The organism is Bifidobacterium asteroides (genome assembly GCF_009683175.1).
Classification (GTDB): Bacteria; Actinomycetota; Actinomycetes; order Actinomycetales; family Bifidobacteriaceae; genus Bombiscardovia; species Bombiscardovia asteroides_H.
Map to the genome: position 1 here is coordinate 645,021 of NZ_WKKW01000001.1, position 25,475 is coordinate 670,495.

The 25,475-nt window shown below is 60.7% G+C and carries 25 protein-coding genes and 2 tRNA genes; 4 read left to right on the forward strand and 23 right to left on the reverse strand.

Translation table 11 applies throughout. From position 1 onward, the window contains the following. Nucleotides 1–17 precede the first annotated feature (17 nt). From argS to GKC41_RS02860, 4 genes are all read right to left on the reverse strand, one after another. Nucleotides 18–1,775, reverse strand: coding sequence for an arginine--tRNA ligase (gene argS / locus GKC41_RS02845; RefSeq protein WP_154312845.1), 1,758 nt, complete (start codon nt 1,773–1,775; stop codon nt 18–20). Nucleotides 1,776–1,818: 43 nt separating this feature from the next. Beyond that, nucleotides 1,819–2,208 carry a Rid family detoxifying hydrolase gene (locus GKC41_RS02850; RefSeq protein ID WP_045935786.1) on the reverse strand — a complete coding sequence of 130 codons (390 nt, stop codon included), beginning with the start codon at nt 2,206–2,208 and terminating at the stop codon, nt 1,819–1,821. A gap of 103 nt (nt 2,209–2,311) precedes the next feature. Beyond that, a complete protein-coding gene (gene spxB, locus GKC41_RS02855; RefSeq protein WP_154312846.1) occupies nt 2,312–4,066 on the reverse strand; it encodes a pyruvate oxidase in 1,755 nt (584 codons plus the stop codon). Nucleotides 4,067–4,362: 296 nt separating this feature from the next. Beyond that, nucleotides 4,363–4,438, reverse strand: a tRNA-Arg gene (locus GKC41_RS02860). 365 nt (nt 4,439–4,803) lie between these two features. Here GKC41_RS02860 and GKC41_RS02865 point away from each other — a divergent pair. Continuing rightward, nucleotides 4,804–5,433 carry a hypothetical protein gene (locus GKC41_RS02865; protein ID WP_154313076.1) on the forward strand — a complete coding sequence of 210 codons (630 nt, stop codon included), beginning with the start codon at nt 4,804–4,806 and terminating at the stop codon, nt 5,431–5,433. A gap of 12 nt (nt 5,434–5,445) precedes the next feature. Here GKC41_RS02865 and GKC41_RS02870 read toward each other — a convergent pair whose 3' ends face one another. The 3 genes from GKC41_RS02870 to GKC41_RS02880 all read right to left on the reverse strand — a co-directional run bounded on the left by GKC41_RS02870 (nt 5,446) and on the right by GKC41_RS02880 (nt 8,636). Continuing rightward, complete coding sequence (locus GKC41_RS02870; RefSeq protein ID WP_154312847.1) at nt 5,446–6,411, reverse strand: tetratricopeptide repeat protein; 966 nt, start codon at nt 6,409–6,411, stop codon at nt 5,446–5,448. Nucleotides 6,412–6,528: 117 nt separating this feature from the next. Further along, the gene (locus GKC41_RS02875) at nt 6,529–7,560 is read right to left on the reverse strand and encodes a hypothetical protein (protein WP_229281570.1); all 1,032 of its coding nucleotides are present in this window, start codon (nt 7,558–7,560) and stop codon (nt 6,529–6,531) included. Beyond that, nucleotides 7,557–8,636 (reverse strand): hypothetical protein, encoded by a 1,080-nt coding sequence (locus GKC41_RS02880; protein ID WP_154312848.1) that lies wholly within the window; start codon nt 8,634–8,636, stop codon nt 7,557–7,559. The genes GKC41_RS02875 and GKC41_RS02880 overlap by 4 nt, the downstream gene beginning before the upstream one ends. Nucleotides 8,637–8,718: 82 nt before the next feature. On the opposite strand from GKC41_RS02880, the gene GKC41_RS02885 reads away from it, so the two are divergent. Next, a complete protein-coding gene (locus tag GKC41_RS02885; protein ID WP_195760127.1) occupies nt 8,719–9,654 on the forward strand; it encodes an FKBP-type peptidyl-prolyl cis-trans isomerase in 936 nt (311 codons plus the stop codon). A 103-nt stretch (nt 9,655–9,757) separates the two neighbouring features. Here GKC41_RS02885 and GKC41_RS02890 read toward each other — a convergent pair whose 3' ends face one another. From GKC41_RS02890 to GKC41_RS02960, 15 genes are all read right to left on the reverse strand, one after another. Beyond that, on the reverse strand, nt 9,758–10,669 hold the full coding sequence (locus GKC41_RS02890) for a cysteine ABC transporter substrate-binding protein (protein ID WP_154312849.1): 912 nt from the start codon (nt 10,667–10,669) through the stop codon (nt 9,758–9,760). Nucleotides 10,670–10,752: 83 nt separating this feature from the next. Next, nucleotides 10,753–11,622, reverse strand: coding sequence for an amino acid ABC transporter ATP-binding protein (locus GKC41_RS02895; protein WP_154312850.1), 870 nt, complete (start codon nt 11,620–11,622; stop codon nt 10,753–10,755). Then, nucleotides 11,615–12,289, reverse strand: coding sequence for an amino acid ABC transporter permease (locus GKC41_RS02900; RefSeq protein ID WP_015022476.1), 675 nt, complete (start codon nt 12,287–12,289; stop codon nt 11,615–11,617). Before GKC41_RS02900 ends, GKC41_RS02895 begins: the two co-directional genes overlap by 8 nt. After that, complete coding sequence (locus GKC41_RS02905) at nt 12,276–12,929, reverse strand: amino acid ABC transporter permease (protein WP_154312851.1); 654 nt, start codon at nt 12,927–12,929, stop codon at nt 12,276–12,278. Before GKC41_RS02905 ends, GKC41_RS02900 begins: the two co-directional genes overlap by 14 nt. A gap of 523 nt (nt 12,930–13,452) precedes the next feature. Then, nucleotides 13,453–13,695, reverse strand: coding sequence for a glutaredoxin-like protein NrdH (nrdH, locus tag GKC41_RS02910; RefSeq protein WP_015022478.1), 243 nt, complete (start codon nt 13,693–13,695; stop codon nt 13,453–13,455). Between the two features lie 236 nt (nt 13,696–13,931). Continuing rightward, nucleotides 13,932–14,735 carry an endonuclease NucS gene (nucS, locus tag GKC41_RS02915; RefSeq protein WP_324612014.1) on the reverse strand — a complete coding sequence of 268 codons (804 nt, stop codon included), beginning with the start codon at nt 14,733–14,735 and terminating at the stop codon, nt 13,932–13,934. An 88-nt stretch (nt 14,736–14,823) separates the two neighbouring features. Continuing rightward, on the reverse strand, nt 14,824–15,120 hold the full coding sequence (locus tag GKC41_RS02920; protein ID WP_015022480.1) for a F0F1 ATP synthase subunit epsilon: 297 nt from the start codon (nt 15,118–15,120) through the stop codon (nt 14,824–14,826). A 2-nt stretch (nt 15,121–15,122) separates the two neighbouring features. After that, a complete protein-coding gene (gene atpD, locus GKC41_RS02925) occupies nt 15,123–16,607 on the reverse strand; it encodes a F0F1 ATP synthase subunit beta (protein ID WP_029678175.1) in 1,485 nt (494 codons plus the stop codon). 8 nt (nt 16,608–16,615) lie between these two features. Then, nucleotides 16,616–17,566 (reverse strand): F0F1 ATP synthase subunit gamma, encoded by a 951-nt coding sequence (locus tag GKC41_RS02930; RefSeq protein WP_154312853.1) that lies wholly within the window; start codon nt 17,564–17,566, stop codon nt 16,616–16,618. Nucleotides 17,567–17,569: 3 nt separating this feature from the next. Continuing rightward, nucleotides 17,570–19,228: a F0F1 ATP synthase subunit alpha gene (gene atpA / locus GKC41_RS02935; protein WP_154312854.1), complete on the reverse strand. Its 1,659-nt coding sequence runs from the start codon at nt 19,226–19,228 to the stop codon at nt 17,570–17,572. Nucleotides 19,229–19,274: 46 nt separating this feature from the next. Further along, nucleotides 19,275–20,102, reverse strand: coding sequence for a F0F1 ATP synthase subunit delta (locus GKC41_RS02940; RefSeq protein WP_045924884.1), 828 nt, complete (start codon nt 20,100–20,102; stop codon nt 19,275–19,277). Nucleotides 20,103–20,150: 48 nt separating this feature from the next. Beyond that, entirely contained in the window at nt 20,151–20,687 is a 537-nt protein-coding gene (locus tag GKC41_RS02945) for a F0F1 ATP synthase subunit B (protein ID WP_154312855.1), read from the reverse strand. Nucleotides 20,688–20,737: 50 nt separating this feature from the next. Continuing rightward, entirely contained in the window at nt 20,738–20,965 is a 228-nt protein-coding gene (gene atpE, locus GKC41_RS02950; protein WP_015022486.1) for an ATP synthase F0 subunit C, read from the reverse strand. A gap of 131 nt (nt 20,966–21,096) precedes the next feature. Further along, on the reverse strand, nt 21,097–21,912 hold the full coding sequence (gene atpB / locus GKC41_RS02955; RefSeq protein WP_154312856.1) for a F0F1 ATP synthase subunit A: 816 nt from the start codon (nt 21,910–21,912) through the stop codon (nt 21,097–21,099). Nucleotides 21,913–22,103: 191 nt separating this feature from the next. After that, entirely contained in the window at nt 22,104–23,150 is a 1,047-nt protein-coding gene (locus tag GKC41_RS02960; protein WP_154312857.1) for a homoserine O-succinyltransferase, read from the reverse strand. Between the two features lie 99 nt (nt 23,151–23,249). On the opposite strand from GKC41_RS02960, the gene GKC41_RS02965 reads away from it, so the two are divergent. Then, a tRNA-Met gene (locus GKC41_RS02965) sits at nt 23,250–23,326 on the forward strand. Nucleotides 23,327–23,453: 127 nt separating this feature from the next. On the opposite strand, the gene GKC41_RS02970 is transcribed toward GKC41_RS02965, so the two are convergent. Continuing rightward, nucleotides 23,454–23,831, reverse strand: a complete 378-nt coding sequence (locus GKC41_RS02970; RefSeq protein ID WP_154312858.1) for a hypothetical protein — start codon at nt 23,829–23,831, stop codon at nt 23,454–23,456. 848 nt (nt 23,832–24,679) lie between these two features. On the opposite strand from GKC41_RS02970, the gene GKC41_RS02975 reads away from it, so the two are divergent. Next, a complete protein-coding gene (locus GKC41_RS02975) occupies nt 24,680–25,078 on the forward strand; it encodes a hypothetical protein (protein ID WP_154312859.1) in 399 nt (132 codons plus the stop codon). The last annotated feature ends 397 nt before the right edge of the window (nt 25,079–25,475 follow it).

Sequence of the window (25,475 nt, forward strand, 5' to 3'; positions counted from 1 at the left end):
CCGGTGACCTTGAGGGTTTACATACGGTCCGGGGCCTGGACGCCCAACAGACCCAGACCGTTGGCGATGACCTGCTGCACGGCATCATTGAGCCGCAGACGCGCCGCCGCCCGGGCCGGCTGTGGATTCCTATCCTCGTCCTGGTCCAGATCCGCCCGGCCAGTAGGCTCCATGGGTACCACGCGCTCCAGGTTGTACCAACGGTGATAGACCCCAGCCAGCTGCTCCAGGTAATGGGCCACCCGGTGGGGGGCCTTCTGGTCGCCGGCGGTCTGAACCACATTCGGATAGAGGGCCAGGACACCCAGAACATCGTTGTCAGCGGCAGTGTCCAGCAGGGACAGGTCAGCCCCGGACCGGTCGATGCCCGCCTGGGCTGCGTTCCGATCCACGTTTTTAGAGCGGGCGTGTGCGTACTGCACGTAGTAGACGGGGTTGTCGTTGGTGTGCGAGGCCAGCAGGTCCAGGTCGATGTCCACGCTCTGGTTGTAGTCGGTGCGGGCCAGGGAATACCGTGCGGCATCCACCCCCACGGCATCCACCAGATCGTCGATGGTGACCACGTTGCCTGCCCGCTTGCTCATGCGCACGGCCTGGCCGTCCTTGATGACGTTGACCATCTGGCCAATCAGAATCTGCATGTTCACGCCTGGGGTGTCCCCGAAGGCCGCGCAGATGGCCATCATCCTGCCGATGTAGCCATGGTGGTCGGCGCCCAGCATGTAAATGGCCTCGTCGCAGGGATCCTTGGCCCTGCGCCGCTTGTTCAGGTAATAGGCGATGTCTGCCGCCACGTATGCTGCGTTACCGTCGGACTTGATGATCACCCGGTCCTTGTCGTCGCCGTAGGTGGTGGAGCGGAACCAGGTAGCCCCGTCCTTCTCGAAAATGTCGCCCTTGGCCCGCAGCTCGTCAATGGCCCGGTCCACCTGGCCGGACTCATACAGGCTGTTCTCATGGAACCAGACATCGAAGTCGACCCGGAAGTCACGCATGGACTGCTGAATCTCGGCGAACATCATGGGCACGGCCCGTGTACGGAAGGCCTCGCGCTGGGGGCTGTCACCCTCGGCGCCGTCCTCGTCGCGCACCCTGGGCATGGCCAGGATGTCCTGCCCTTCGTCGGCAGCCTCCTTGACCACCCGCGAGGCTATCTCATCGATGTAGGAGCCCTTGTAGCCGTCAGCGGGCACAGGCTCGCCGTGGGCCGCCGCCACCAGCGAACGGGAGAAGCGGTCGATCTGCGTGCCGTGGTCGTTGAAGTAATACTCCCTGACCACCTTGGCGCCGTTGGCCTCCAGGACGCGGGCCATGGAGTCGCCCACAGCCGCCCACCGTGTGCCGCCGATGTGGATGGGACCCGTGGGGTTGGCGGAGACGAATTCCAGATTGAGCGTGCGCCCGCTCAGGTGATCGTTGCTCCCGAAGGCGGATCCCGCCTCCAGGACCGCATCGACCACAGCGGCCGCCGAGGCCGAATCCAGGGTTATGTTGATGAAGCCGGGGCCTGCAACGTCCACCTGGGCGATCCCGTCGGCCTCCCGCAGGGCCTCGGCCAAGGCCTGCCCCAGTTCGGCAGGCCTCATGCCGGCCTTCTTGGCCAGCTGCATGGCGATGTTGGTGGACCAGTCCCCGTGGGAGCGGTCCTTGGGGCGCATGACCGCCAGATGGTCGGCGTCAGGAACCATGTCTGGCTCCAGGCTTCCCAGGCGGCCTGACTGGGCCATCTTAGTGGCGGTCGAAGAGATGATACGGGCAAGTGCTTCAGGACTCATGCCCTCAAGTCTAGCGACGGCGGGGACCAGCAGCCGGCCTGCATCAGGCCAGAGCCACGACCTCGATCTCGACCAGGGCCCCCTTGGGGATGTCCGCACCACCGAAAGCCACACGGGCCGGCCGCACCGAGCCGATGAATACCTGGGAGTAAGCCTGGTCCACCTGGGTGAAATCCTCCACCCGCCGCATAAGGATGGTGGCCTTGACCACCCTCTCCATGCCACTGCCGGCTGCATCCAGGATGTTCTTGACGTTCTTCAGGGCCTGGGTGGCCTGGTCAGCCGCAGTGCCCTCCACCAGCTCGCCGGTATCCGGGTCGATGCCCAACTGCCCGGAGACAAAGACAAAGCCCCCGGCCTTCACAGCCTGACTGTAGGCTCCCAGGGCCTGGGGCGCATATGGCGTGCCGATCTCTTCCGGTCCATCTTCCATGAGTCCGTCCTTCCTTCAGGTCCGCCGCACCCATGCCGAGCCGAAGCCCCGGGCGGACACCGTCCACTATAGGAGTGCCCGCCCGGCGCAAGTGGCAACAGTCTCAGCCCTTGCGAGCCTCCTGACCCATCCAGTAGGCCAGGGAGCGCAGATCGCCGGCCTCGTAGGTCTTGACGAATTTCTCGACCTGGTCCGGATCCGAGCAGGTCTCCGGGAACCGCATGTAGCGGGTATCCAGAGGGCTGGCTCCTGTCAGCTTGACATCGATGACCGAAGACCTGTCGGCCTTGCGGGCCTCGGAGAAGGCGTGGCGGGCATCGGCCACCGTGCGCACGGTGAAGCCCAGGGCGCCCATGCCCTCACCGACCTTGGCCCAGTCGGTATCGGGCAGATCCACCCCGCTCAGGGGCTGATGGCTGTCGTCGCGCTGCTCGGCCTCGATGTAGCCCAAGGACTGATTGGAGAAGACCACGTTGATGACCGGGGCATGGTACTTGAGCTGGGCCAGCACCTCCTCGCCGAGCATGGCGAATCCGCCGTCGCCACTCAGGGAGTAGACGGTCGATTCCGGATGCTCCAGCTTGGCAGCCAAGGCGGCCGGCACAGCGTAGCCCATGGTGGCGTGCTTGCCGGAGACGGTCCAGCGGTTGGTGGGCTTCAGATGCAGCAGACGCAGGAAGTCGATGTCCACATTGCCCACGTCGGGGATGACAATGTCATTGTCCTCAAGCTGCTGATCGATGACGTGGAAGACAGGCTCGGGCCTCAGCGGAGTGCGGGTGTCTTCGTTGAAGGAGGCCAGCCACTGGTCCCAGTTTTCCTTGCTGCGCAGGCAGGCCCTGTAGAAGACGGACTCCTCCTGGTCCTGGCCGGCGGCGGTTATCGCCTTGAGGGCCTCGCGGGCGTCGGCCTGGATGGCCAGCACCACGTTGGCCTGGAAACGCTTGCCCAGCTTGACGGGGTTCAGGTCGATCTGGATGACCTTGGTGTTGGGGGTGACGAACATGGACCCGAAGGGGTTGTCCGAACCCACCCAAACCGTCAGATCCGAGGTGTAGATGGCCTCCGTGGCGGTCTTGGTGGCCACGCGGCCGGCCGACTGCAGGTAGGCAGGATAGGTGTCCTCCACAATCCCCTTGGCCGGGAAGGTGGAGACCATGGGCATCTTGAAACGCTCCGACATGGCGACCAGCTCATCGCGGGCCCCGGCAGCGCCCTGGCCGAAGTAGAGCAGCGGCGCCTTGGCGGATTGAATAATCTCCACTGCCTTGCTGACCTGGTCAGCTGCGGGCTTCAGAGGCTCCGGCTTGCGGAAGTTGGGCGCCGATGCCACCGGGCGGTCGTCGATCTCGGCCCAGGCCAGATCCTTGGGGATGATGACCACGGAGACCCCGTGGCTGGCATAGGCGCGGCGGATGGCCTCGTCCACCAGGGCCGGCAGCCCCTGGGCGTTGGTGGCGGCCCGGGCGAATACGGCCACATCGGTAAAGATAGGCACCTCATCCATGGCCTGGAAGAAGTCCATGTTCATAAAGGCCTGGGGCACCTCGCCCACCAGGGCCAGCACCGGCACGCCGTCCTCACGGGCATCGTAGAGGCCATTGAGCAGGTGGACCGCACCAGGACCAGACGAGCCGAAGCAGACACCGATCCGGCCGGTCAGCTTGGCCTCGCCGGCGGCAGCCAGGGCTCCGGCCTCCTCATGACGAACCTGGATGAAGTCGATGCGCTCGCGCTCGTTATGGATTGCATTCATCATGGAGTCGAAGGAACCGCCGGGCAGGCCATAGATGCGCGGCACCCCCCACTGCTCCAGGACGTGAAGGACAGCATCCCCTGCATTGATTCGATTGGCCATGTGAACTCCTTTGCTTCGCCGCGGAAAGGAGGCTCCGCCACAACGCGGAAGCGTCGGTCCTCCCCGACGTTCGGTCTTACCCTTTCACTATGGCACCTGAGGACGAAGACACAAGCGGGCCAAGGGTCATGTTCCTCAAAAGCTTAGTGATTCACCACACATATGGTGACGCATAGGGTGCGATTACTTCATCCAGTCATTCAGTAAGTGCCATGATCATGATCCCGGGCATGATGACAGACGGGAGTCGTATAAAGAAAACCCCTGCGCTTTTCCTTGCTGCAGGGATTTCATCTTGGTGGGCTCGAAGGGATTCGAACCCTCGACCTTCTGTTCCGGAGACAGACGCTCTATCCGCTGAGCTACGAACCCGACAGCCACTTTTCAGTGGACAACAGAGACCATACTAGGACACTTTGCGCATTTTCGCACCCATGTGCGTCCTGACGTGTCGGTCAGGCGCCAGCCACTCTCGGCGTGTTGCCGCAAGATTCCGGGCGTTTCGTAGGTATCGTGATGGCAAGGCCTCGTGCCACCGCCCCGGTTGCGCCATTGCATCCTCATGCGGTGGCGCGAAGCCGCCAACATTCCCGGATGATCTTCTCTCGGGATAGTCTCCACTGTAGTTCCTTCACCCGGCCATCACAAGCGGCCTTCACATACCTGGACAACTCCAATGGGCCGTGAACAGCAAATGGTGGCCGCAACCGGCCTACCGTACCATTGGATATATGGCCATGAATGAGGACGAGGACGATTTCGAGTTCGAGCGCAGATTCTTCTGCCGGGACCTCCCCCGGGAGCTGCTCGGAGAGAGTCGGCCGACCCTGATTGTGCAGAGCTACTACGTGCATGAGGACAACTTCGCCCTGCGGGTTCGCCTTCAGGGGCAGGTGGATCCGGTGGTGCCCATGACGGCCCGGACCGATGCCCTCCATACCTTGCTTGAGGAGGGAGACCACTTCGACGCTGCCTCAATGACGGCCAAAGGCCCCTCTGTCGGTGGCACCCGCTACGAGGCCGAACGGGCCATAGACCCGGGAATCGCCCTGGAGCTGGTTCTGCGCGGCGGCATTCCCATTGTGAAGAACCGGTATGGGGTCTGGCTGGACGAGGACTGGTGGAACCTGGATGTCTTCGGGGACGGCAACGCCCCCCTGGTGGTGGCCGAGGTGGAGCGGACCGGGCCGGTGACCGACCTGACCATCCCCGACTTTTGCGCCACCGAAATCACCGACGACGCGCGGTTCTCCAACGACGGGCTGGCCGACCATCCCTTTGGCGACTGGGCGACCGACTTCGACCGGGAGCTGAAGACCAGCGGACCGCGCTTCCTGACCAACTTCGATGGGAACCGTGAGTCCTGACCCAGGAACGGCTCAGTACATCAATGTGGACAGACGGCGACGGGCCTTGGCCAGCCGGGGATCAGTCGGTTCAGGAATGACGAAGTACTCCAGCAGACGGCGACGGATGGGATCGGTCTGATCCCGGTGTCCGGCCAGAAAGTCCAGCAGGCGATCAAAGGCATCCTGAATCTGGCCGCCGATCATGTCCACATCAGCCACATCCAACTGGGCCTGCAGATCATCAGGGGCATCTGCAGCCGCCTGACGGACCTTGCGGACATCGGCCTTGGCTGAACGGGCCATCAGCAGGCACTTGGCCTGTTCACGCTTGGCCAGATCGTCGGTCGAGTCGGTCTGGACCAGCTTGCCGTAGGCCTCGGCTGCAGCTGCATAGTCGCCCTCCTGGGCCAGCCGATGGGCCTCCTGATGGGCAGGAGGAATGGCATCAGCAGCTGCCTGGCCAGCCTGCTCGTCCTGTCCCTGGTCGTTGGTCTCCTGGTAGGGAGCACTGCCGGTGATACCGGCCTTTTGTGCCATCTGAATCACCTGGGGAATGAGCTGATCGGTGATCTGGTTCATCTCCTCATCGGTAGGCAGCCCCTGCAGGATGGGCATGGGCCTGCCGGCCAGCAGGGCGAAGAGGGCCGGGGCGCCCTGCACCTGGAAGGTCTGGGCGATCTGCGGATTGGACGCGATGTCGATGCGGGAGAGCTGGATGCGCCCCTCCTGGGCGTTGACGGCCTGGGCCAGACGGGTGGCCAGGGGGAAGAGGCGATCGTCGGTGGGCACCCAGAGCAGGACCAGAATGGGGAAGGTGGTCGAGGTCTGGACCATGGCCTGGAAACTGGCCTCGGTGGTATCGATCACGTAGCCCCCGGCTGCGGGCGCACCTCCCTGCTGGCCTGGCTCGGCATCAACCTGGTGCCTGAGCGCGCCCAGGTCAACCGCTCCTGCCAGCGAGACGCCCGGCTGCCCCTGCCCGTTCTTGTTCGCCATGTCAGTCCTCCTTAACCCCGCGGTCGCCGATTGCAGCCTCGGCCCGCCCTCGATTGCAAACTCCTGAAAGCCAATCTAGTCCAAGGCCCGGGCGTTCACCCAGCGCAATCCCGCCCCTCAGACCGCTTCCACCTTGATGGGCTCACGCTCGGCGCCCACGGCCCTGATGGGCTCATGCGAGTCCGCCGAGGGCACGTAGAGAGCGATTACGTTGACATAGGTGACCTTCATGGTGCTGGTGGGCTTGCCCTGCCCAAAGAGGGCCGTCTCGGCATCCGAGGCCGGCGAGGATTCACGGCCCTCCCCCGCCTGCCTGGTCCAGACCGAATCGATCCGGGCCACGACCAGGTCGCCCCCATCGGAGGAGTGCATGACCCGCAGCTGCCCCTGTGCCGGGGTGAAGGTCTGGGACTGACTGCCCTTGTTGGCTTCGATTCCCTGCTGGACCACCTGAGTCAGCGTGCCCAGGGAGTTGCGGAAGTCATCCTGGGCGAACTCCTTGACATACTTGCTGCCCTGGGGGTTCTGCAGGAGGTCGGCATAGCGGCGCACGGCCTCCACCGGTGTAGCCTTGAGCCCCTGGTCGTCGCCCTGCCCCATCCTGGCGCCGATGGTGGCCACCGGGAACTTGGGCAACTGGGCTCCTTGGAAGAGTCGGGCCACGCCCCAAAGCTTGTAGTTGTCATGGGCGGACTCCTGGTCCAGAACCAAGAGGCGCTTGGACTGCTGATCCTGCGTGGTGGTGGTAATCGAGAAGACCGAACGCGGCCAGCCCGGATCGCCGGGAATGACCGTCTGGGCGATGGTTGTGGGGATGGTCGTCTTGGGATCCAACTGCCCAGTGGCCCGTGCTATGGTCAGCTCGCTGGTGCGGATCTCCAGTTGGGGGCCGCTGACCCGCTGGTCCAGCCCGGCCGGGTCTTTGGCCTCGTTGGCCTGATCGAGAACAGCCCCGATGCTCTTGCGGATACGTGCCTCCTGGGCCGGGGTCAGGTTGGGGGCGGGAGCAGTGGTTGCAGTGCTCTGGGGTTCGGTCCGGCGCGCCTGGGGAACCTGCCCCTCGCAGGCGGACAGACCCGGCAGAAGGGCCAGGGACAAAGCCAACGCCGCTACAGCCGCCACCCCGTTCAACGGTTTGTTCATACTCATTGGCGCTCCTCCTCCCCCTCGTGGGCAAGCCTGGCCAGGTAGGAGGCCATCTCCTGGCTGCTGATAACCCTGGTGGACGACATATCGTCGGCTCTCCGGTCGCCGTTGACGGTACTGCCGTCGGCACCCTCCTGTTGGTCAGCGACCAGGTTCCGATTGCGTGGATCAATCACCACAGGCGGCCTGGGCGGGGGTCCTGGATCCCCCTGCCGCGCCTGGCCGCGGGCGTGACGTAGGCGTCGGCCGGAAGCCGGGCTACGCCGATTCCCGAGACCAGGCAGAATGGCGTTGCCCAAAGCCTGGGCCACGCTGACTTCGGGAGTCTCTTCAGCCTCCTGTTCAGGCTCGGTCTGCTTACGGCGCTTGACCGGATCCATGGCGAAGACCGTAGCCGAAAGAACAGCCAGCAGGGCCAGAAGCCCGCCGGCAAAGTAGAAGGGCATGGCGAAGTTGGGCAGTTTGTCACGCTGCCAAAGCATCTCCAGTCCCAAGGAATGAGCGCCTTGGGGAACCGCCACCAGCAGGACGGCCTGCGGATCGTCGGTCTTCAGGGACATTGACACGCTGCTGTCGGAGCAGGTGACCTGTTGCCACATATCCGAATCCTGAAAGGCCACGCCCTGATCACTTTTGACGGACTTGCCAGGACTGGTGTCCCTGCCGACAGACAGGGTCTGCCAATCATCCAGGCCGCGCACCCGGGCCACATCTTGCCCGGCCGTCCAGCCAGCTGCATCCTTGGCCGTGGTCAGGGCCATACAGATGGTAGGCTTCTGTGAATCCTGATCTGCGGACGCGGCAGTTCCAGCCGATGCCGCATCCACTCGCATGGTCACTTTGCTGTCCACCAGGGGAAGCACACCTGGATCGGTCACCACATAGGCCGCCTTCGTGCGCGCATGCGCATCCACATGAGCCGAAGGCTTCCAGACCGTGGCGTTGAAGATACCCAGCACTATGGCCGTTACAGCCAACAGTCCGAAGATGGGGGTGACGATGCCGCGCATGATCATGCTGTGACGCGAGGGCTTGCCGGGCCGCGTCATCTCATCTTTTTCCTCGGGTACTTGCTCCATATCATCCACATTCTACCGTCGGCACCCTATGAGATGGTTTCCAGCACCGGGAAATCACCCATAAGCCCTAAACTGGTCTTCCATGACCATCATCGCAAGGAAATCAGGCAGCAAGCGTCTGCTGGGCGCCATGACCGCTCTGGCCCTATGTCTCGGACTGTCAGCCTGCGGCGGGGAATCCGACGGGGGCGGGCACTCGGGCGACACCATGCAGGGGGTATCAGCCAGCGGCAAGCCTGGCAGCAAGCCCGACGTCAGCTTCAAGACACCCTTCAAGGTCGAGAACCAGACCCATCAGGTCATCCAGGAGGGCAACGGCGAGGTCATCCGCGACGGGGACCGTGTATGTACAAGGAGCCTGGCCCTGGATGCCAAGACCGGCAAGGTAATCAACTCCACCTGGGACAAGAGCAGCCCGGAGTGCTCCATCGTCATCAGCAGGAAATCCATCCCGGCCTACTATGACACCTTCAAAGGCCTCAAGGTCAACTCCACCGTGGCCGTGGGCATCGATGAGTCAGGCTCCGGCAACAGCCAGGCGACCGACTCCTATATCATGGCCCTGACCTTCGTCTCCAGATCGAAGAACCTGACCCGCGCCCAGGGTAAGAAGGTGACCAACCTGCCCAGCGACCTGCCCAAGATCAGCCTGGACGACAAGGGCAAGCCCTCCCTGGATCTCAACGGATACAAACCAAAGGGAGGATTGGTCGTCCAGCCCCTGATCAAGGGCGAGGGGGCCAAGGTCGGCGAGCATCAGAGCGTCAGCGCCAACTACACCGGCTGGCTGGCCTCCGACGGCAAGCAGTTCGACTCCTCCTGGGACAGGGGTGAGGCCAGCGACTTCAGCCTGGACCAGGTGGTCAAGGGCTGGCAACAGGGTCTGGCAGGCCAGACGGTGGGCTCTCAGGTTCTTCTGGTCATTCCACCCGACCTGGGCTATGGCAGCCAGCAACAGCAGAAGATCCCGGCCAATTCGACCCTGATCTTCGTGGTCGACATCCTGGCCGCCTACTGACCAGCCAATCCACCGACTCAGACAGATCAGACAAGCAGGGGCCCGTACCCATCCAGTCGCATTCGGATGAGTACGGGCCCCTGCCATAAACCAGACGGCCGGGTCAGTCCTTGCCGCCCTCGACCACGATCTCATCGGGGTTGGCTGCGCTGCCGTAGACCGGCTCCAGGGTCTTGCGGTAGTCCTCATGGAAGAACTGCTCCTGGCCCAGCTTGACCAGCTCCTTGTTGATGTAGTCCAGCAGGGGCTTGTTCCCCTTGCGCACGGCCGGGGCGATGACCGCCTCATCCCCGAGCTTGGTGATGCCCACCGAAAAGCCCTTGTTGGCCTTGGCCCAGGCCAGCACCTCGGTGTTGTCGGTGCTCATGGCATCGCCACGGTGGTCCAGCAGGGCGTTGTAGGCATCGGCATACTGGTCGTACTTCTGCAGCTTGACTTCCGGATAGTGCTGTTCGAAGTAGGGCTCGGCCGTAGTCCCCTTGGCGATGATCAGGGTCTTGCCATTGAGTTCCTTGACATCCTTGATCGGCGCCGAATCCGGGGAAACCACGCCCAGGAAGACCTTCATATAAGGCTTGGCGAAGTCCACCTTGCGAGCGCGATCATCAGTGACAGTGAAGTTGGCCAGGACCACGTCCACCTTGTTGCTGGACAGCACGTCCACCCGGGCGGCCGGGTCCACCGAGGTGTATTCGGGCTTGACGCCCAGGTCCTTGGCCAGGCGCTCGGCCAGGACCACGTCGTAGCCCTGGTTCTTGCCGTCCTTGTCCACGTAGCCGAAGGGGGCCTTGTCGGTGAAGACCGCCACCTTGAGCTTCCCGGACTTGGTGATCTGCTCCGGGGTGCGTGCAGACCCGGATGCCGCCGAGGAGCCGGAGCCGCCCCCCGAACCGCTTCCGGCGTCACTGGGGGTGGCCGCCGAAGGGCCGCAGGCCGCCATGGAAGCCATCATCGCGATCGTCGCCCCCGTGGCCAGCGCCGCCCGTATCAATCGGTTCATTACCCTTGCGGTCATGATCCCTCTTTTCCTATTCTCTTTCCTTTGGCCGCCCCTGGGGACGGTTCCGGCGAATGCCGCCGGACGAATATGCGGAGTACTCATCGGGACTCCTGATCCTGATCCCGCCTGCGCTCATAGGTGAAGGTGGACAGGAAGCGTTGCGCCCGGTCAGTGGCCGGGTGGGTGAAGAAGGCCTCCGGATCGTCGGACTGCTCGACCAGGGCGCCTCCATCCAACAGGACGATGTGATCGGCGATGCCCCTGGCGAAGGCCATCTCGTGGGTGACGATCATCATGGTCAGCCCCTGGTCGGCCAGCTCCAGAATGACCTGGAGGACCTCGCGTACCATCTCCGGATCCAGAGCCGCGGTCACCTCGTCAAAGAGCATGATCTCGGGATGGAGGATGAGCGCCCGGCAGATGGCGACCCTTTGCCGCTGGCCGCCCGAGAGCTGGCTGGGCCAGGCGTCCCGACGGTCGGCCAGACCAACCCGGTCCAGCAGCTCCAGAGCCTCCTGACGCGCCTGCTCCCGCTTGCGCTTCTGAACCAGGACGGGCGCCAGGGTCACGTTGTCCAGCACGGTCCTGTTGGGGAAGAGGTCATAGCTCTGGAAGACCATGCCGATCCTGGTGCGCAGGTCAGAGCTGCGGCTGCCCGACATCAGGCCTCCAGGACCTCCGCTGTGCTTGCCCAGGGGATGGCCGGTCTCCACCACCTGACCGTCCAGAAGGATGCGGCCGCCCTGTATGGGCTCCAGTCCGGCTATGGTCCGCAGCAGGGTGGACTTGCCTGAGCCCGAGGGACCCAGGACCACAAAGACCTTGCCCTTGGGCACCTGGAAGGAGATGTTGTTGAGCACAGGGCTCTGAGCCTGCGGATACTGCTTGACCAGATGCTCGACGGTCAGCACCGCCCGCTCCTTCTGTCCGTTCTGTGGCTGGTTCTCTGTCGTTTGCCCCTCAGTCATGGGCCCACCTCTTTTCCAGATGCCGGGCCACCAGGGACAGGGGCCAGCAGATGAAGAAATACATGAAGAAGATCACCCCATAGATCCACAGGGTCGCCTGGGGATAGGCGAAACGGTTGGCATCGATGATCTGCTGGCCGACCTTGATGACCTCGATGACGCCCAGCAGGGCAGCCAGGGATGTGGTCTTGACGATCCTGGTGGCCAGGTTGACACTGGCCGGCAGCAGTCGGCGCAGGGCCTGCGGAAGGATGATCCTGGAGAAGGTCTGCCAGGACCCCAGTCCCAGAACATAGGCCGACTCCACCTGGGTGCGGGGAATGGACTCCAGGGCCCCGCGGACCAGGTCGCCCAGCTCGGCCCCGCCCCAGAGCACAAAGACCAGCAGGCAGGCACCGGTGGCGTCCAGATTCAGGTTCCATGCCCTGGACAACCCATAGAAGGCAATGAAGAGCAGGGCCAGCTGGGGCATGATGCGGATGAAGTCCAGATAGATCCTCATCAGGAAGCGGATCAGGGGGTTGCGCAGGGTCATCAGCCATCCGACCACCAACCCCAAGGGCAGTGAGAGCAGGACCGAGACGCCGGCTATCCATACGGTCACCCAGAGTCCCTGGAAAAGCCTGGGCATGACCCCTGGCTGGAAGAGCACCTCAACGCCGTGCATAGTCGAACCTCCGCTCAAGAACGGTTCCGATGACGGAGATGGGCAGCAGGATAACCAGATAGGTGACGATGAGCAGAGTCAGGGACTCGTAGGTGTCATAGGAGGTGCCCATCAGGTCCTTGGTGACATACATGACATCGGCCAGAGCGATGGCCGAGACCACCGAGGACTCCTTGATAAGGAAGATGATGTTGGCCACCACGCCAGGTATGGCGCTGCTCAGAGCCTGGGGCAGCACGATTCTGGACAGGATCTGGGATCGTGTGAATCCCAGGACGCGGGCTGACTCGATCTGCACCCGAGGCACCGCCTCCAGTCCGCCACGCATGGCCTCGGCCATGTAGGAGCCACCCAGGAAGGCAAGCCCGACGATGGCGCAGGTCTGGGCGCTCCAGTTGACCCCAAGCTTTGGCAACCCGAAGTAGAGGAAGTAGAGCTGAACCAGGAGCGGGGTGTTTCTCGACAGCTCAATGTATACCCTGGCCACCTGCGAGAGCAAGGGAATCCTGAAGACCTCCAGCCCGGCGCAGACCAGCCCGATCAGCATGGAAAACACCACGCCGAAGAAGGAGATGAAGACCGTGACATAGGCCGCATTGACGAAGAAGTGCAGATTCTGCGCCATAAAGGTCCAATTCATGCCCCCACCCCCCTACTTGCATGAGTCCTGTTCATCGTCTCCTCTTCACTGCTTCTCGCCCGTTTCCCGCCGCCTGCGGCATATAGTGGACCATCCTAGGGAACGCGAGCCGGTTTCCTTTGCTTTTGGATATACGAATACCGGATACCGCGTTATCATCCGCTCTCACAGCAACTTCGACGGCGATTCGTATTCATGCCGCAAGCAAAGAGCACCAATGAGATGACCACTGGTCGGCAAAGGCTAACCGACACCTGCAGATCATGCCTTCTGAAGCTGTCGGATACATTCCAAAACCACAGATGGCCTCTCTGTCATTGCAACACCTATCAAGTAGGCAGTGCCCAATCAAACAAGTCCAACTGATCAAGCACTTGCAGAACAAACATCAGCCAATTACTTACCTACCAAGCATCTACTAACCAAGTAGGCGCACAACGCGATTTGCACTAACCCGACTGCTGGCCAGGCTATGAAAAAAGCCCGGTCCACATATTCGTGAACCGGGCTCCGAGTGCTTTGATCAGGCAAAGACCTTGGCGCTCTGTGCTACCTTCCTGATCAGATCGGGGCGATACCCGCTCCACGTCTCCTGGTCAGTGACTACGATGGGGGTCTGCTTGAATCCCTGGGCGATAAACTGGTCGATCAAGGTCTGATCCTCGGTCAAATCCACCTGCTCGAACTCCAGCCCCTGCTTGGTCAACTGACGCTTGGTGGCATCACACTGGGGACAGTGCGCCTTGGTGTAGACCGTGATGGACATAATCGCCTCTCCCTTAAATGTAGCCGTGACATTCCAAGCCCTATAGCCCTCTGCTTGGAACCTGTTGTTTGCACTCTACACAATCCCAGACGCAAGCACAATACCACCTGTAGTGGCGTGTCAGGCCATAAACCCCAATATCTAGTAGCTTTTCGGGTCTTATAGAGTCAAATGAGAATCTATGTGAGCTGCCTGACATATTGACTATGCAAGACGATACAAGACTGAAAACCGTCTCAGAAGAGGGTCAGTTCATCGCTGTCCGCGCCCTTCATGGCCTCGTAGTCCAGGATCAGGCACTCGAATCCCCTGTCCTCGGCAAGAACCCTGGCCTGGGGTGTGATGGTCTGGGCCGCGAAGATTCCGCGGACAGGAGCCAGCAGGGGGTCTCGATTGAGCAGGCGGCAGTAGCGTGTCAGCTGTTCCACCCCGTCGATGCCCCCATGCCGCTTGATCTCGATGGCCACATGCCGTCCCTGACCATCCACGGCCATGATGTCCACTGGGCCGATGGGCGTGGGATACTCCCGGCGGACCAGGGTGGCCCCCGGGCCAATGCGGTCAATCTGTTCAGCCAGGTAGCGCTGCAGATGCGCTTCCACGCCGTCCTTGACCAAGCCGGGATCCGTCCCCAGGTCGTAGCTGTCATCGGCATAGACCTGGTAGAGCCTGATGGTGAGTACATCGCTGGATTTGACCGCCGAAACACGCAGGACCTTACGGACAGGCCGAGCCTGGTCCTGATCCTGCTCCTGGGCGATCAGCGCATCGGGCGCGGCAGCTTCGACCACCTCGTCCGGCCCGGTCCCGGCCACGGAACCAGCCTTGACACCCGCGCCGTCCTCGCCCGCCTCCTCGGGTTCGATCTCCCTGATGGTACAGGGGGCGCACATCCAGTTCAGGGGCTTGTAGGAGCCCAACTCCGAAAAGATCAGACAGCTCATGTCGGCCTTGATCAGCAGAACGCGTCTGGCCGGCGGCAGGCTGGCATTGAGACGCCCGGAGTATTCGGCGGAGCAGTCGGCAACAATGATTCGCACAGGTGCCAATATATCAGTCGTTGTTCCAGGCGAAAAAGAAAAACCCGGCCGATGCAAGTGCACCAGCCGGGCAGAAGAGGAAAGGAGGTCAGGACTGTTGTCCCTGATCAGCATCCTCCAGGTAGTGGTCCACAGCCACAGTCAGCTTGTTGCTGTCGAAAGAGGCGAATCCGCTGTCCACATGGAAGGACTGACGACCGCCATCCGTGGCCTGAACCCGGATGTTGCCCTCCTGCAACAGGGCCAGCACCGGCTCGTGATCGGGCATGATGCCCATGGACCCCTGGGTGCCGGGCACGGTGACCGACCGCGCCTGACCAGACCAGATGGGCCTGTCTGCCGAGACGATGTTGACCTGCATGGAGGCCTTGCCTGTGTCCGCCATGACTACCGGTATTCCTTCTGCATGTCGTGCCACTTGTGCTCAAGGTCGTCGATTCCGCCGATGCCGGAGAATGCCTGCTCAGGCACGTCATCGTAGGCGCCGTCGCAGATGCGGGTGAAGGCCTCGATGGTCTCGTCCGCAGGCACGTAGGAACCCTTGCGACCGGTGAACTTCTCGGCCACATAGAAGTTCTGGCCCAGGAACTGCTCGATCTTGCGGGCACGGTTGACTGTGGTCTTGTCTTCCTCGCCCAGCTCGTCGATGCCGATCAGGGCGATGATGTCCTGGAGCTCCTTGTTCCTCTGCAGGATAGCCTTGACCCGGTTGGCGCAGTCGTAGTGGGCCTGCCCCACGTAACGTGGGTCCAGAATCCTGGAGGTGGATGCCAGCGGATCCACAGCCGGGTAGATGCCCTGGGAGGCGATGTCACGGCTGAGCTCGGTGGTGGCGTCCAGGTGGGCGAAGGTGGTCGCAGGCGCCGGGTCAGTGTAATCATCAGCCGGCACGTAGATGGCCTGCAGGGAGGTGATGGAGTGGCCCCTGGTGGAGGTGATCCTCTCCTGCAGGGCACCCATCTCGTCGGCCAGGTTGGGCTGGTAGCCCACGGCCGAGGGCATGCGGCCCAGCAGGGTGGAGACCTCGGAGCCGGCCTGGGTGAACCGGAAGATGTTGTCGATGAAGAGCAGCACATCCTGGTTCTCCACGTCGCGGAAGTACTCCGACATGGTCAGGGCGGTCAGAGGCACACGCAGACGGGTCCCCGGGGGCTCGTCCATCTGGCCGAAGACCAGTGCGGTCTTCTCCAGAACGCCGGCCTCGTCCATCTCCCCGATCAGGTCGTTGCCCTCACGTGTACGCTCGCCCACGCCCGCGAAGACCGAAACGCCGCCGTGGTTCTGTGCCACGCGCTGGATCATCTCCTGAATGAGCACGGTCTTGCCCACGCCCGCGCCGCCGAACAGGCCGATCTTGCCTCCCTCCACGTAAGGGGTCAGCAGGTCGATGACCTTGATGCCGGTTTCGAACATCTGGGTCTTGGACTCCAGCTGATCGAAGGCAGGCGGGTTGCGATGGATTGGCCACCGTTCGGTGACCTTGATCTGCTCACCCTCCTTCTTGTTGAGGATGTTGCCGGCCACATCGAAAACGTGCCCCTTGGTCACGTCGCCCACAGGCACCATGATGGGCCCGCCGGTGTCGGTGACGGTAGCGCCGCGAACCAGGCCGTCGGTGGGCTTCAGGGCCACGGTGCGGACCGTGGAATCGCCCAGATGCTGCTCCACCTCCAGCATGATGGTGGTCAGCGACTCGCCCTCGGTGTCCGAGGACTTGCTCAGATTTACGGTCAGGGCATTGTAGATGTCCGGCAGGTGACCTGCCGGGAACTCCACGTCGATGACCGAACCCTGGACTCGGGTGACGCGCCCCTTGGAGGCCGAATCCGGCTTGCGGCTCGCTGTGGTCGGCTGTTCTTGCTGTGCAACCATTGGCGTTCCTACTCTTCCTCTTTGTTGAGCGCATCGGCGCTGCCGACGATCTCGGTAAGTTCCTGCGTGATAGCCGCCTGACGGGTGGCATTGAGCTTGCGGGTCAGGTCGTCGATCAGCCCCTTGGCATTATCAGTGGCGGTATGCATGGCGTTCTGCCTGCTGGCGGTCTCCGAGGCGGCCGAAGTGAGCAGGCATTCATGGATGCGCGACTGAATGTACTTGGGCAGAACGGCATCCAGCACCTCCTGGGAGCTGGGCTCGAAGTCGTAGAGGGCCGCATAACGGTCGCCCTGGCTTCCATGCTCGTCGTCCGGTACGGGGGCATCAATGGCCTCCTCGGGCTGCTCCTGGTCAGGTCTGATCAGCTCCAGTGGCAGCATGCGCAGCACCCGAACCTTCTGCACCACCATGTTGATGAATTCAGTGAAGACGATGTAGAGCTCGGAGACGCCCCCCTTGGCTGCTGGAGTCATATAGGTCTCCAGCAGCGCCTGGGAGATCTCCCTGGCCACATCCACGCCGGGCCGATCGCTGTCGCCCTCCCAGGTCTTGACGATGCTGCGGTTGCGGTAGCGGTAGTAGGAGACGCCGCGACGGCCGTAGACGAAGAGCTGGGGCTGTCGACCCTGCTGGTCAAGGCGAGTCAGCAGAGACTCCGTCTCGCGGATGACCGAGGAGGTATAGGCCCCGGCCATGCCACGGTCGGCCGTCAGCGCCAGCACAGCCACGCGCGGGTTCTTCTCGTCCTTCCTGACAATGGGGTGGCGGATGTCGTCAGTGTGGGCCACCAGGGCCTGGACTGCATCGAAGATCGCATCGGAGTAAGGCTTCGCCTCCAGGGCCACGGTCCTGGCCTTGGCTATATGCGAGGAGGCTATCATCTCCTGGGCATTGAAGATCTTCTCCAATGCCGATGTGGAGGCGATCCTTGACTTGAATGCGAGTTGTGAGGCCATGGTCTACCGCTTCCCAGCCTTGCTGCCGCTCTTGCCCTCGGCCACCAGCTTCTCCTGCTGGACGGCCACCGGCTGCTCCTGATCCTGATCGGCCTTGTGACCATCCAGGGTCTCGCCCTTGTGGGTCACGAAGGTCTTGGTGAACTCGTCCACGGCCTTATCCAGGGCTTTCTCGGTATCGTCGGTGAAGTCCTCCGTGTCGCGGATGGTCTTGAGGATGTCCGTGTTGTGGTCCAGGTAGTCCAGGAGCCCGGACTCGAAGGGCAGCACGTCCTCCAGGTCCAAGTCGTCCAGCTTGCCGTGGGTGCCCACCCAGACGGAGACAACCTGCTTCTCCATGGAGTAAGGGGTGAACTGAGGCTGCTTGAGCAGCTCGGTCAGCCTGGCGCCACGGGTCAGCTGGGCCTTGGAGGCCGCATCCAGATCCGAGGCGAACATGGCGAAGGACTGCAGAGAGCGGTACTGGGCCAGGGAGATCTTCAGGGTCGAGGAGACCTTCTTCAGAGCCTTGGTCTGTGCGGCGCCGCCCACTCGGGAGACGGAGATGCCCACGTCCACGGCGGGACGCTGGTTGGAATTGAACAGATCGGACTGCAGGAAGATCTGGCCATCGGTGATGGAGATCACGTTGGTCGGAATGTAGGCCGAGACGTCGTTGGCCTTGGTCTCAATGATGGGCAGACCGGTCATGGATCCGCCGCCCAGGTCATCGGAGAGCTTCGCGCAGCGCTCCAGCAGACGCGAATGCAGGTAGAAGACGTCGCCAGGATAAGCCTCGCGCCCCGGCGGACGACGCAGCAGCAGGGAGATGGACCGGTAGGCCTCGGCCTGCTTGCTCAGGTCGTCAAAGACAATCAGGACGTGCTTGCCGCCATACATCCAGTGCTGGCCGATGGCCGAACCGGTGTAGGGGGCTATGTACTTGAAGCCCGCGGAGTCGGAAGCCGGGGAGGCCACGATGGTGGTGTACTCCATGGCGCCGGCCTCTTCCAGGGAGGAACGGACCGAGGCGATGGTGGTGCCCTTCTGACCGATGGCCACGTAGATGCACCGTACCTGCTTCTTGGGGTCTCCGGACTCCCAGTTGCGCTTCTGGTTGATGATGGTGTCGATGGCGATGGCCGTCTTGCCGGTCTGCCGGTCGCCGATGATCAGCTGGCGCTGACCGCGGCCGATGGGTGTCATGGCGTCGATGGCCTTGATGCCGGTGGCCAGGGGCTCGTCGACGGGATGCCGGTGCATGACGTCGGGGGCCTGGGCCTCCAGGATTCTGCGGCCCTCGCTCTTGATTTCGCCCAGGCCGTCGATGGGCTCACCCAGAGGGTTGACCGTACGCCCCAGATAGCCGTCACCGACAGGCACTGAAAGCACCTCACCGGTCCTGTGGACTTCCTGGCCCTCTTCGACACCTGCGAAGTCGCCCAGGATGACCACGCCGATCTCTCGGGCGTCCAGGTTGAAAGCCAGACCCAGCGTGCCGTCCTCGAAGGTCAGCAACTCGTTGGCCATGCAACCAGGCAGTCCCTCCACATGCGCAATGCCGTCACCGGCCGTACGGACGTAGCCCACCTCCTGGGTGGGGGTGTCAGTCGGCTTGTAGGACTCGACGAATTGGTCGAGCGCCTTGCGCACCACGGCGGGATCAATGGTCATTTCTGCCATGATCACTCCTTATTTCTGTTCTTGTTCAAGTCTGTTGGTCCCCTGCTTATCCTGCCACGGCCATTCGCCGCTTCAGGTGCTTGAGCTGGGTGGCCACCGTGCCGTCGGTGGAGACCGATCCATACTGGACCTTCATGCCACCTAGGACCGAGGGATCGACCACCGAGTTGATGTGAACCGGTTTGCCCAGCTTGCGCCCGTAGACCTCCTGCAGGCGGCTGACCTGCTCGTCCTTCATGGAGACCGCCGTGGTGACGGTCACCATGACTTGGTCCATGTGCTCGGAGAAGCGATCCACCAACCAAACGATGGTGTCGGGGAAGCGCCGTCCGCGCAGATCGATCGTGGCGTTCAGGGCCATCTGCTCGGTGACCGGATGCATATGCTGCCCGTCAAGGAGCGCCCTGAGCAGGTCGGCCCGGGCTTTGGAATCACTGTACTCGTCCGAGAGCCGGAAGAGCACCAGAGGCATCCCGAGCAGGGCCGAATGAATCTCAGCCAGCTCGCCGGCCACCTGGTTGGTGATGCCCAGAGCATCGGCGTAATAGGCGGTGGCATCCACTGACATGTCCTCGGCCGCGTTGGCGATGTGCACCACACGACTCCACTGATGATCGGTCAGATCATGGAGGATATCCACGGTCAGCGGATCGGCCTTATCAGCCAGGATGGTGTCGATCACCCGCCACTTGTCCTCAGCAGGACGGGAGGGGTCGGTCAGCGCACGCTCCAGGGGCCTGTTGGCATCGAGCAGGGTCACGAAGGTATAGAGCTCCATGGCCACACGGAGGGCATCCTTCCCCTTGCTCTTGAGCAAAGGGGCATACTTGGCCCTGGTCTCCTTGTCGGAGCTCAGCGAAGTCTCTCCTCGCATGTCACCTCCCCTTTCGCGGAATCAACGTTCCCATCGTCCGCCAATCAGTCATCCTGCCTGCCGCTTGTCCGAGCCCTGGTCCGCGATGATCGAGTCGATCATGGAGGACTGCACGGCATCATCCTGAAGCTGCGAGCCCAGGATTTTGCCGGCAAGAGCCGTAGCCAGCGTACCCACCTCGCCCTTGAGCGAGACCAGCGCCTGCTGCTGCTGGGTCTTGAGGGATCGCTGGGCGTTCTCGGTGATCTGGTTGGCCTCGGTCTCGGCCCGGGTCCTGGCATCCGCCACGATCCTGGAGGCCTCGGCGCGGGCGTCATCACGGATCTGGGAAGCCTCAACACGAGCCTTGCCCAGCTGATCCTGATACTGCTTACGGGCCTGATCCGCCTCTTCACGAGCCTTGGCGGCCTTCTTGATGTTGCCCTCGATCTTGGACGAGCGCTCATCGAAGATGGCCTGGAACTTGGGCATGAAGAACTTATAGAAGAAGACGGCCAGGATGACCAGGATGACCAGAGACCAGAAGATGTCGTAAATCGGAGGAATAAACAGCTTGATCCCTTTGCCTACCGCTAGAGCGTACATTGGCTCCTCCTTTCCTTTATCGAAGCCGGATCATGCAAGAATCACACGGCTCAGGCGATGAAGAGCGCCACGAAGCCCAACAGGGCCAGCACCTCGATCAGAGCCAGGCCGATGAACATGGTGGTGCGCAGCTGTCCGCTGATCTCAGGCTGGCGAGCCATGCTCTCGACGGTCTTGCCGACGGCGATGCCCAGACCCAGCGCGGGGCCGAGAGCTGCAATGCCGTACCCCAGGATGCTCAGATTGCCGGAGACCTCAGCAAGTGTGATGATGTCCATTTATTTTCCTTTCCTCCACCGTTGCCGGTTCTTGGATTGTGGTTCGGCCCCGACCCCCGTCTACTGGTCGGAACCAACGAATATGTGGGCTGCGACCGCTTAAAACGCCGACCGCGGCTTGTTCTTTTCGCTCAACCTTCTTCAGGGTAACTCATGGAGATGTAAACCGTGGTCAGGATGGCGAAGATGTAGGCCTGAAGGGCCGCCACAAAGATTTCAAAGGCCGTCAGGGCGAAGCCCAGAACGAACCAGCCGACGCCAGCCAGTGCCAAAGCCTTATTGCTGACCTCAACAATGTAGAACTGGGTAAAGGCCAGGGTAACCGCCACCAGCAGATGGCCGGCGATCATGTTGGCGAAGAGTCGGATGGTCAGAGAGGCCGGCTTGACGATGACCATCTCCAGCAGCTGGATGGGCGTCAGAATGATATAGAGAGGCCAAGGCACACCAGCTGGGAAGAGCTCCGACTTGAAGTAGCCCCAGACACCCTGCTCCCGGAATCCCGTTACCATGTACTGGCAGAAAGTCCAGATGGCGAAGACCAGAGGCATGGTGATAGTGGCCGTGGCCGCTATGTTCATGCCCGGCACGATGCCACAGAGGTTGAAGACCAGGATGGTCAAGAAGATGGTCGTGATCATGGGCACGTAGCGCTTGCCACGAATCTCGCCCAAGGTGTCATAGACGACCGAGTCACGGATGAACTCGATGACCCACTCAATTGCCCCCTGCCAGCGGGATGGAATCAGCTTGGCCCTTGCGGCAGTGATTCCCAGCACCAGAAGAATTATGACCATGGCCACGAATCTGATCAGGATGATCCGGTTCATGGCAAAGGGCGTTCCCTGGAAAAGAATCTCAGGAGGCAGGAAATCATCGATGGAAGGCAGCTCACTCGGCTTGGCCATGGCCAGACTGAAAGCTTCACTTCCCATTGCCTCTAGCATCTATCGCCTCCTGAACGACACAGTGAACACTATAGCGCGCATGCGACTCATGGCTGCACCGTATGGGTAGTGTAGCCCACACCAAGAGCCACGGTAATCATAGATTCATCCAGTGTGTCACAAATAGTGGCCGCAGGTCCAATCCGCCCCGCGACGTGGACAAGTTGATGATGAACTTAATGCAATCGTCATTAACTCTTAACAGCGCCCGGAATAAGCCCGTACCCGTCACCCGTCAAGGGCCGATAACCGTCGGTGCGTGGGCAGCCAGGGGCGTGTCTGATGGATCGGTCGGTGCCTAGCCGGCCAGCAGCCCGCAGAGTCGGCACCTGGTCCAAGTCGTAGGGGGTGGTCTCGTAGACCCAGTTCAGCCAGTTGCGCCAGAGCAGGTTGGCGTGGGCCCGCCAGGAGAAGACCGGCTCCAACGTCGGATCATCGTGAGGGTAGTAGTTGACCGGGAAAGGCACCTGATCCAGGCCCTTGGCCATGTCACGCTGGTACTCGTGGGCCAGGGTGTCACGGTCGTACTCCCAGTGACCCAGCACGAAAATCTCTGAGAAATCCTGGGTGCTGATAAGCCCGGGACCGGACTGGGGACCCCAGGTCAGCACCTGTAGATCCGGACAGGCCCGCACCTGGTCCTCGTCCACCCCGGCCCAGCGGGAGTGGGGCTGCAGGGCGATCTCGTCGAAGCCATTGGTGATGAAGCAGTACTCGTCCTGCAGATACTGGGGAAAGACCCCAAAGACCTTGCGATCCAGGTCGCGCTTGGCGATGCCGTGGCGGTAGTAGAGCCCGGCCATGGCCCCCCAGCATAGATACATAGTGGAGAAGACGTGAGTAGAGGCCCAATCCAGAATGCGGGTCAGTTCATCCCAGTAGTCGACTTGCTCGAAGTCCATCTGCTCCACGGGGGCGCCCGTCACGACAAGACCATCATAACAGTTGTCCTGGAAGGAATCCAGATTCTCGTAGAACTTGACCAGGTGATCCATGCTGGTATGCACGGCCTGATGGGTGGAAGTCTTCATGAAGTCAATCTCCACCTGAAGCGGCGACTTGGAGATCAGTCGCAACAGCTGGGTCTCGGTCTCCACCTTGGTAGGCATCAGGTTGAGGATGACCAGCCTGAGCGGACGCATCTCCTGGCGCTCCGCCTCGTGGCTTTCCAGGGCGAAGATGCGCTCCGAATCCAGGATGGATCTGGCCGGCAATCCGGTGGGGATGGTAATAGGCATGACTCTATTATGGCCTAGCGCAGGCCTTCCCACACACGGACTTGACAAGTGCGCTGGAATCCGTAACATAGATAACTGCTGTGTTGAACAGACAGCCGACGCGGGGTGGAGCAGTTCGGTAGCTCGCTGGGCTCATAACCCAGAGGTCTCAGGTTCAAATCCTGACCCCGCTACCAGTAAGGCTCGGAATCGTTTGGATTCCGAGCCTTTGTTTAATTTGGCATTTTCCATTGAAAGACAAAGAGACCCTGACCGGGTTACCAGACACAACTAAATAGATAGTCTACCTGACGCTAAACAGCGCTAAACAGTTTTAGTGTTTAAGGATTCAATGATATCCGACCATTTAATGCTATTCCTTATCGCCTTGCAGGCTTGTCGAAAATTCCCTGCCTGCTTTGCATCTTCAAAAGCTTTAGCAACAGTTGGTTGGTCAATGTCAACTGCCTCGGCAATCCAAAGTAGAGATGCAGCGTTTTGTAGATTACCATAGCAGCTTTTGGCACTGTCAGTTGTATGGTTGGCGAACCACGGCACCATAAGCTCTTGCTGCGTTTTCCCATCTGTTTTCTCTGATTTGTGTACCTCGCTGTCATACTTTTTGGAATAGAAATAGTACGGTTCCTTAGTGCTCAATAGATTCGAAAAATCAATGCAATCCATATCTTCTTGATATGCCATATGGGCCCCCTTCATCAAAGGATATTTTGATTCGGTTACAATCATATCATTGGCGGAAACCTTGAACAACCGATTGAAATTAGACAAAGAGTAATCAGTAGAGGCATCGCTAAACTTGAAAGACCGAGATTCAAAAACCATCGTGTTATCACTTCAATGGAACCAGACAACAATCAATCGGCCAAACCCATTGAAGTGAATCAGTGAACCCTTAACTCACATTGCTTATTATGCCGCCAGATATCGATTTCATACCAAAGCACGATTGCCGGCGAGGCAAACAGCCATGTCTTGGGACCGCTCACGCATGTTGCATCCGACAACTGCTAAAAAATATGAGCAAGCACATGTACCACAGTTGTCGGCGACATACTCATTTAGGCAAGATATCAGCCTGCAGGCGTGCGCAACCGACTGGAACGCAGTCACATACCAATACAGAGGGCATTGCAATGTCGCAGAAATATCAGTGAACTTATCTGAATCAAAAACCGACAGGCTTGACACTTGATATTGGAATCCTGAAGTTCTATATGGACGAGACTGCGATCCCAAGGATTAGGGAGTTCTTGTTTCCTAGCGTATCTTCGATTGTTGTGTCTGCAATCGTCAATGAGTTTGCCTTCCCAGTCAAGAAGCGAGAATCGTTATAAGTCAGCCGACTCGATAACGCAACTTGACCATTCCTATTTCCGCAGGTCTCACAAGAAGACCATAGGTGGAAGACGCGATAATCGTTCATCGTATGTTACGCCTAAGCTCTATCAGTACGAATGCTTGCAGAAGATAAGGTCAGCAGCCACTGGACTGTCAGCTGGATTCGTGTTTGTTGTTCTATTTCTGGTTGAGTGCGTTGGAATGTCAGCATTTTCAGCGGTGTCATCCTCGGGCAGAATACACATGGGGACAATACTCTGGGCTTTGTTCTCCATAGCTCGGGTAATTATCTGGTCAATATGGGCAGCCTCAACTTTGCTCGCACGCTGCATGGCACCTATAAGCTCATCCTCGAAGTAGTAGTGAATGCAGTTGTTGGCCTGGCTTACTGGGTCATCGATGGAGATAGACCTGCTGTGATTTTCGCTACAATGGTATTTATACGTATTTGCAGCCCCGTTACTCCATACCATTCAAGCTTTGCCTGGATTCGTCACGAATGGACAACTGTATTAACGCGCCCCTGGTGTCAGTGGCAAGTTCACAACAACAGTCACAGCTTTGACCGCCATATCCGACCATCGGTCTGATCATGCAGATGGCCGAACCTCTATACCCATCAGCCGAAAATCTTCGGATTCAAATCCGAATCTCCAGGGTCGACCCAGACGAGAACCACATGAGTTCAAACCGTTGAATCGATATCCGAATCCAAGAGCCACTCGTTCAGAGTCCCAACTACTACAGCTACCTGATAAGTAGACTTCCACCGACTCGAACTTGCCAGCATGATTGCACCAGCACCAAGGAAGGCCAAGGGGGCTCATCATGCAATACACACAACTGGGTAAAACGGGCATCAACATATCGAAAATCTGCGTGGGGTGCATGAGCTTCGGCAAACCAGGCACCATGCACGACTGGACACTGGATGAGGAAGGGACTGACGCGGTCGTTGCGCACGCGCTGGATCTGGGCATCACCTTC